Source organism: Dyadobacter sp. (genome assembly GCF_051859145.1).
Taxonomy (GTDB): Bacteria; Bacteroidota; Bacteroidia; order Cytophagales; family Spirosomataceae; genus Dyadobacter.
This window is the reverse complement of sequence record NZ_JBHYGF010000172.1, coordinates 1-8,223: the sequence shown is the minus strand read 5'-3', so window position 1 is coordinate 8,223 and position 8,223 is coordinate 1. Positions and strand designations below refer to the sequence as shown.

General features: G+C 44.4%; 6 protein-coding genes. 3 read left to right on the top strand and 3 right to left on the bottom strand.

Annotation, left to right across the window (positions count from 1 at the left end):
• Window positions 1–89: 89 nt before the first annotated feature.
• Window positions 90–389 (top strand): hypothetical protein, encoded by a 300-nt coding sequence (locus ACTIE6_RS11455; protein WP_439556762.1) that lies wholly within the window; start codon window positions 90–92, stop codon window positions 387–389.
• A 975-nt stretch (window positions 390–1,364) separates the two neighbouring features.
• On the opposite strand, the gene ACTIE6_RS11450 is transcribed toward ACTIE6_RS11455, so the two are convergent.
• On the bottom strand, window positions 1,365–2,333 hold the full coding sequence (locus ACTIE6_RS11450) for a Na/Pi cotransporter family protein (RefSeq protein WP_439556761.1): 969 nt from the start codon (window positions 2,331–2,333) through the stop codon (window positions 1,365–1,367).
• Between the two features lie 212 nt (window positions 2,334–2,545).
• On the opposite strand from ACTIE6_RS11450, the gene ACTIE6_RS11445 reads away from it, so the two are divergent.
• A complete protein-coding gene (locus ACTIE6_RS11445; protein ID WP_439556760.1) occupies window positions 2,546–4,294 on the top strand; it encodes an alkaline phosphatase D family protein in 1,749 nt (582 codons plus the stop codon).
• A gap of 104 nt (window positions 4,295–4,398) precedes the next feature.
• Window positions 4,399–5,094: a hypothetical protein gene (locus tag ACTIE6_RS11440; RefSeq protein WP_439556759.1), complete on the top strand. Its 696-nt coding sequence runs from the start codon at window positions 4,399–4,401 to the stop codon at window positions 5,092–5,094.
• 84 nt (window positions 5,095–5,178) lie between these two features.
• Here the strand turns inward: ACTIE6_RS11440 and ACTIE6_RS11435 are convergent, their stop codons facing one another.
• Both ACTIE6_RS11435 and ACTIE6_RS11430 read right to left on the bottom strand, forming a co-directional pair.
• A complete protein-coding gene (locus ACTIE6_RS11435) occupies window positions 5,179–6,927 on the bottom strand; it encodes a RagB/SusD family nutrient uptake outer membrane protein (RefSeq protein WP_439556758.1) in 1,749 nt (582 codons plus the stop codon).
• A gap of 45 nt (window positions 6,928–6,972) precedes the next feature.
• On the bottom strand, window positions 6,973–8,223 hold a 1,251-nt coding region (locus ACTIE6_RS11430), incomplete at its 5' end, for a TonB-dependent receptor domain-containing protein (protein ID WP_439556757.1).

Here is an 8,223-nt window from a genome sequence, read left to right as displayed (position 1 = left end):
CTACAAATGTAAATTTATCATATTGTTAACCCGTGGTTTGCTAGGAAGCTTCTGTGTAAATTTGCCCTTGCCACCACACACCGATCGATATGATTTATGAGAAAATCTTCACAATGACAGCGGGCAAGCAAGTTAAAATAGTGGTTAGGGGGTATTACTCGGCAGAAGAGACCGCCATTGAGCCATTTGTTGAAATTTGGGTAAAGCAACGCAAGCATGACCATTTTTTTAGTCCAATAGCCCTTGGATTGCCCAGTTATGGGTTTCAGGGAGGCGGACTAAGCAAAATAAAAGACCAAGCCATGCAAGCCAGTGGCATATCTGATCAGCAATTTGAGCAGGCCATTTCTGAATTCAGGCAAATCACAATTTCATCAGCCTTGTTATAAACTTAAAGCTAAAAACATCATGGACGATCAGATACAAAAGTTAGAGCAAACCTGCGAGCAAGAAGGACCGGGCTACTTAATAAATTCGGGAGTAGCAGACAATATGAGGAGGTCGCTGGTAGCCATTTATAGTCAACTTCTAATTGTTAAAAAGCAAAGCTTTTTCCAGATCCAACCTTTGTGGCCAGAACCTCCGGCTGTATAAAGGGGTATTAAATTCCGATGACTACTTATAGTATGATATCATTCAGCAAAACCTGCCCATATTACCAGTCCAGGGATATTTCACACCGGGTCAGGCCACTTATTATGCGAAATATTTTGTTTCCCTCAAAGTTTTACCAATGTGAACGTTGCCTGCGACACTTTTTCCGCCTAAGGATCCCGCTGTAATCTGCTTTAATCGCCATCATAATTACTGGCTGGTGAATCGCTGTCATGTTTATTTGCCCCAATTAACCCTCATATACAAAATATGTTACAATAGAAAAATGCAACGTATATAGACATAGGTTTAAAAAACTTAATATTGCCGCTGATGGGCAAGTCGTATTTTTGTAAGCAATCCTGTTCAACAAACTGACATCCAGTTTAGCTTTGGGGTGTTTGTAAACAAATCAATTATTGTAGCGGTATCCGTGGGCATGTCCCGCCAAGTATTTCCCATCTGTTAACTTCATTGTGCTCGATCATCAAAAGGGCCGTCAAAATGGGCATGTGTGACATGATCAGATCGTTACGGGTACCCGGAGCCTGCTGCCTATCGGTCAAAATCATTTCTTTGATTCCTTCCTAGTAGGTGATGGGCGTATATGAAAATCGATCACAAAACTTTGCACTGTCAAAAACGTAATCACGATCAAACTGGTAGTCCATTTCCGTTATCTCTCTTACAATTGAGACAAGATGCCGATCACACGCATCATCAGGCGTGCAAAATATAATAGCCTGCAACTTTCTGGCAAAATATCATGATTACGCCGTAGCAGACGGCTGGGCTTGTTGGGCTGCTTTCTTTTTTTCTGGTAAAAAGCTGTTAAGAAGCTTTTCAATAAAAGGGATCAAAGGGAAGAACAGCACGACCCCAGCAATATTGAAAATCATATGGGCATTGGCAATTTTCTGCTGCATGCCCGCACCATTTGACACCCATTCTATAAAGTTGTTAAAAAAAGGAAATATCGCCAAACCCAGGGCAATGCAGATGATATTAAATAATAAGTGGAACAAACCTGTTTTCACTGCTTGCCGGTCCGAACGAATAGTCGCCATAAGTGTGTCAGAGCAAGTTCCCAGTTCCGCGCCTAGCATAACAGCGATTGCGCCGGGTAGGTTTATGAGCTCTTTCTTAGCCAGGGTGATCACCATGCCCACAGTAGCTGACGAAGATTGGATTACCAGCGTAACCAATGCACCAATAAGTGTCCCACGCAATGGACTATCAAGCTTTTCCATCCACGACAAAAATTGCTTATGGTCTTTCAGTGGCTCAACGGCCCTTTCCATGGTGTACAGCCCGAAAAACAGAATACCAAAGAAAAGCACAACCCTAGCAGTTTTGGAAACTTGCTCATTCTTGGAAACAAAACTGAACACAAGACCCAGAAAGATAGGGATAGGCGAGTACTGGCCGATATCCAGGGCGATCAATTGACTTGAAAACGTGGTGCCGATGTTGGCACCCATGACAATTCCCAATGACTGCCGAAAGGACAGGGCACCTGCATTGACCAGGACAATGGTCATGATGATGACCGCAGATGAAGAGTCGAGCAAAATCGTTGCAACCGTACCGGTAATGACCGAAGTAACCAGGTTTTTGGTAAACAAATCCAGCCACTTGTTGGCCTTATTGCCAATGAGCTCTTTTAGTGTGTCAGAGAGATTGTTAACTGCAAAAAGGAACAAGCCCAGCCCGCCAAGGACCATCAAGAAAATTTCCATGTGGGTTTTCTTGCAAAATAATCAATACAATATTAAGGCAATATTATATTGAGGTTGAAGGGCGATACAATAAGCTTATTAAGATGAATCCTTCAACGGGGATACGCTTCAAAACTATGTGAATAGCTTAACAGGAATTTAAACTTCTGGTTACATCCTGGAAACACGCCTGCGGTAGCTTTATAGATTAATCTCAAATGATCCATGGCTGTATGAAAGGCAACACTACAATTAACCGCAGAAAATTTTTGGAACGCTCTGTGCTGGGCGCGGGAGGGGTAATTCTTTCAACCGTCCTCATTGGCAGCTGTACCGATCACAATGTTCCCAACCCCAATGATCCAAATCAAAGTGGCAGCTTTGACTATAACGTTGCCAGTTTCGATCCAACGGACAGCCAGATCATTCTTTGGACAAGGGTTTCTCCCGCGAATGCGTCATCCCAAAAAGTAACCCTTACTTATGACATTGCCTTGGATGCTGGCTTTGCTCAGATCGTCAAAACAGAAATGCTCGATGCTTCCATGGACGATGATTTTACAATCAGCGTGGATATCAGCGGTTTGAAATCCAACACCAGGTATTTCTATCGATTTACTATTACGAATACCAACGTGGTTTCGCCAGTAGGCGAGACCAAGACGCTGGCAAAGGCTGGCGAGATGGATGAAGTCAAACTCGCAGTTTGCTCATGTTCAAATTATCCGGCAGGGCTATTCAATGTTTACGGTGCCATTGCCGCCTCGGAGGCAGATGTTGTCCTTCATTTGGGAGATTACATTTATGAATATGGTTCAGGTCAGTACGGTTCCAATCCCGATACCATTGCCCTGGCGCGCCTGCATAAGCCGGAGAATGAAATCCTTTCCCTGGACGATTACCGCACACGTTTCAAACAATACCGGAGCGATCCGCAACTGCAACTGGCACATCAGAAAAAGCCATTCATTTGCGTTTGGGATGACCATGAAGTAGCCAATGACGCATTCAAAGACGGCGCCCAAAATCACAATCAGAATGAAGGAAGTTTCCAGGAAAGAAAGCAGCGGGCAATCAAAGCATATCACGAATACATTGGCGTGAGAACATTGGTAGATGAGAAAATTTACAGAAGCTTCTCATTTGGCAACATAATGGACCTGCATATGCTTGATACCCGTATTATTGGCCGCGACAAGCAGCTTTCCTATTCAGACTATTTCACACAAAGTGGATTGGACACGGCCGCTTTTCAGAAAGATTGGCTTAATTCCAACCGCACGATTCTGGGAAAAGAGCAACTTAACTGGCTTGGCTCTGCCATTGGGTCCGGTAAAGGAACATGGCAGGTTTTGGGCCAACAGGTTTTGATGGGTAAAATGTATGTTCCTGCCGAGTTGCTGTTAGCCATCGTTCAAATCGTTGGTGAAGTAGATGCAACTGGCTCGGCGAGCCCTGCCACATTCAAAATGTTCCAGACGCTGCTGGTCCAGCTTACCCAATTGAAAGCGCGTTTGCTGGCTAATGATCCAACATTAACACCGCAGGACAAAGCGCGCGTTAAAACGGTCTTGCCTTATAACTTGGAGGCCTGGGATGGCTATCCTGTTGAGCGGGAAATGGTGTACGCAATGGCCAAAGGCAAAAAGCTGATCGCACTTGCCGGTGATTCTCATAATGGCTGGTATTCACATTTGAACGCAAATGATAAGTCTCAGGCAGGTCGGGAAATGGCAGCTCCGTCCGTCACTTCGCCTGGTTTTGAAGAATATCTGGGCGCCGATCCGGCTTCACTTGGCGGGTTTGAGCAGGCACTGGCTTTACTCGTCGATGACTTGCAATATCTGGATGCATCGCACCGGGGATATGTGATGGCCAAATTCAGTACAAGTAAAGTTGTAAGTGAATGGCGATATGTCGCCACCATAACTTCGCCTACAATAGCAACCACTGTGGGCCATTCCGAAACCATTACGGCATAATTTGCCTCGCAGAAGCTTACATCAACAGCTAACCAAGTGACTATGGAGTATCTGCCTTATTTAACAAACAGCACTTCCGGTGGCTGGCTTAGTGCAGTACACGAATGAAAAAAGTACGATTTTTTGAATCAATATTTATTGAAGCCTTGGACCGCCGCATTATTTTGGTATTGGAGAGCCACAAAAAAACGCTGAAACAGACAAGCTATGAATTAAACAGCGAGCAAAGCAAGCTCGATAAAAAAATAAATGAAGAAATAGATATTCTTATTAACCCGGATAACTCAGCACTCGCAGAGTACAAGTTAAAGCATGTTTATGCATTTGAAAATGAGATCGCTACGAGACGAGGTTTCACCATATGGAAAGAGCTGTTGTCTACCGAAATAGCGATTTTGGAAGAGACATTAATGGAAACGCGCAATATCCTGGTAAATGAATTAAACTTACTTGACAAGGAAGTTTTAGCAATAGCAGAGCCTAATCGTTTACACAATAAAATAATCACTGATACCGAAATCTACTCAAAAACATTAAATGCAGCATGGAGTCAAATCAGAAAAGCAATTAGAATACAGTCAAATTTAAACATCAGCATTAATGAAATAACAGAGGAATCCAGAGCTGATTTTTTAACAATAAAATCGGTAAAAGCAGTGAAACTTAGGGATGGTACAGAGATGATGGTAATGATGAACAATGATTATTTGATCGAAGTAACAAATACAATGGAGTCCTATTTCATTGAATTGAATGACAAAATAAATGAGGCGATTAAAAAGCGCTCAATAAAGAATTAATTTTAAATGTCATTAAAAATTAAAATGTCATAAAAAAATGAGGCTGCCCGATTCGGAGCAGCCTCATTTTGGTTTCGAGTGGATTTAATATCCTTGATTTTGTACCAAAAATCCTTCGTCGGCGGAAGCTCCGTCGATGGCTCGCTGAGGGATTGGGAATAGTCGCTTGTCGACGCTCTTGTCCGTTTTTCCTGTCCAGGTGCCTTCATATTTTCCAAAACGGATCTGATAAGTTCTTCTGAATGCCTCCCAATACAATTCGAATCCCGACTCACGGAATAAGATGTCAAGGTCAATTTTAGTCAGCGCTTTCGGAGTCTGGGCTGGGCGGGTATTTCTGGAAGTTCTCAATGTATTGATATCAGCCAGAGCACCTGCATTGTCGCCATTTCTCAGCTTCGCCTCGGCACGCATCAGGTAAATCTCTCCAAGCCGTATCAATACCAAGTCGACACTGCTGTAACTGCAGCAATTGTTACCCGTATGACTGAACTGATACTTTGAAAACCGGTAGCCGGTGTTGTGCAAGCTGCCCGGGCCTGTAAAATCCACATTGAGTACATGGTTTACATAAGTCAGGTTGGCTCCGCTGGTTCTTTTGTTGATCACCGGATATATCCTCACTTTGCCGTCGGCAGATTTTAAAATATTGCCGCTTCCGTCTTTTCTGGGCCCCCAGATGATTCCGCGCAAAATCCCTCTGTCCATTTCAAACTTCGTGGCATCTACGGAATAATAATGCTCGGCATCATTCAAAGGCGTAACGCCTGTTAAGTTTTTCAAGTTTTCAGGAACAATCGTATTTTTCTTGAAAAAACGTGCATCAGCGTCAGCTGGATCTACATTGCCGTTGGCATCCACCCAGGTTTGATAAAAGTCAGGAGTTGCTGCGACTGCATCCGTTCCGCGCGTGTTTGGGAACTCCGGTCTTGGGATCTGGTCACCGGAAATCGACCAGTACGCCCAGCGCTGTTGATCTGTTTCCAATACTCCCCGCTGGTCGAGTGCAAAAATGAGCTCTTTATTAGTATGATTGTCGTCGCTGAACAGATCGAAGTATTCAGGAGACAGGGCATAGGGTCCGGCAATAACCTCATTGGTATATTTAATCACCTTATCCATATCCTCCTTACTGAACTCAGGCGTGCCATACGGATTGCGATAGACGGCGGCGTTCAAATACAAACGTGCCAGCAATGCTTTCACCGCATTTTGATTCAGCCTGCCAGGATCATTTTCCTTACGGATTAAGTCAACCACCGATAACAGTTCGCTTTCGATATAACTGATGGCTTCCTGGCCTCTCAGGACCTGAGACACCTCACTCGAAAGCTCCTTTTTGAAAACCAATCCCCAGTTATCCAGTGCCAGCATATTGAGGTACGCCTTCATGGCAACCATTTCATAGTAACCTGCCTGCGCACCTGCATTACCGGCTTTACCTGCTTCATTTAACCGTTCCGCAGCAATAACGGCCCTCGATAAAGTAAGGGTAATTTGCGTCCACGTATCACCTACGAGGCCATTGCTCGGCGTCATCAAATGCTGGTGAACCGCGATAAACTTACCGCCATCATACCAGTCCGTACCCCCTCGGTAAGGAAGGATACCTTCATCAGAAGCCACCTCTTGCAGTCCGAACTGGTTTGTATGCAGCCATACACCGGAGCGGAGAAGGCCATAAACCGGGGCTATGGAGCCGCTTACAAGTTGGGCCTGGCCCGTTCCTGTAAGCGATTCGTCAAGAATATCCTCTTCCAAATTGGTACAACCAATAAAGGCCAGTAGCAAGCCCACTGCCGTCAACGCTCTATAAAATCCTGTATTTTTCATTGTGATTTGATTTTCAACGAATCGTAGCTAATCGTTTTTGTTGTATTAAAATGTCACATTCAAACCAAGCAGGAAAGTCCTTGCTCTTGGATAAGTAAAGCGGTCGATTCCAAATGTCTGAATGCCGCCGGAAGCCGATCCCGTATTCACTTCGGGGTCAAAACCTGAATAACTGCTGACAACAAACAAATTCTGACCGGTTAATGTAAGACTGGCACGCTGAATGACGTTCGCCAGCTTGGTTCCTGTTAGGTTCAGGTTGTAAGCCAGGGTAGCATTATTCAATCTCATGAAAGAGCCGTTTTCCAGATAGCGGGTCGACACGACATTGGCATTGCTCAACGCCTCATTAGGATATTGCGTGGCAAAATCAGTTGTGTTGTTGGATTTGGCCAACAGCGCCCTGCTGAACAACGTCATAGTCGTGTGGTTGTAAACCTTATTGCCGGCTACACCATTAAAATTTAAACCCAGATCAAAAGACTTGTATTTCAGATTAAGGCTATATCCATAAATGATCTTTGGGATTGCGCTGCCGACCACAACACGGTCATTATCCAATATCGCCCCATCACCGTTTGTATCTCTGAATGCATTTTGACCATTATCCGGATTTATTCCATCAAATTGATACATATAGAATGCGCCCAGCGGCTGATCATTAATGTAGCCGTTAATAGTCGCCCCGGATTGGCCGGCACCCTGCGCGGCGCCAGTGGCCAAAACTGCATAAGGAGACTTCTTCACTTTATTCTGAATGTAGGTGAAGTTACCCCCGATGTTGTACGAGAAGTCGCGCTTTGAATCGCTGGCGTAATTCAATGTTAGCTCGACACCATTGTTCTGGATTTTCATATCCGGGATATTGTTCCAATAAGTGGAAGTGGGCTGAACCGGATCGGAAGGAACAACTTCCAGAAGGATGTTGGAAGATTGCTTGTTAAAATAATCAAGCGTACCAGTCACTTTGGATTTGAACAATGCAAAATCAATACCTAAATCCACCTGTGTTGATACTTCCCATTGCAAATTAGGATTGGCCAATCTCGTGTAAATAATCCCGTACGGAAAGCCTTCCAGTGCAGTAGCGTCGGTATCGATCGGATAGGTGCTTACGCTCCCGGTTCCTGTTTGCAAACGCTGCTCCAGATAGCTCGCTTTTGTGATTTTAGAAGGAATTTCCTGATTACCGGTTCTTCCCCAGCTCGCCCGTAATTTCAGGTTGTTGAAAGCCGAACTACTCATGAAATCTTCCTTGCTGATGTTCCATCCCAAGGCGAATGAAGGGAAATAACC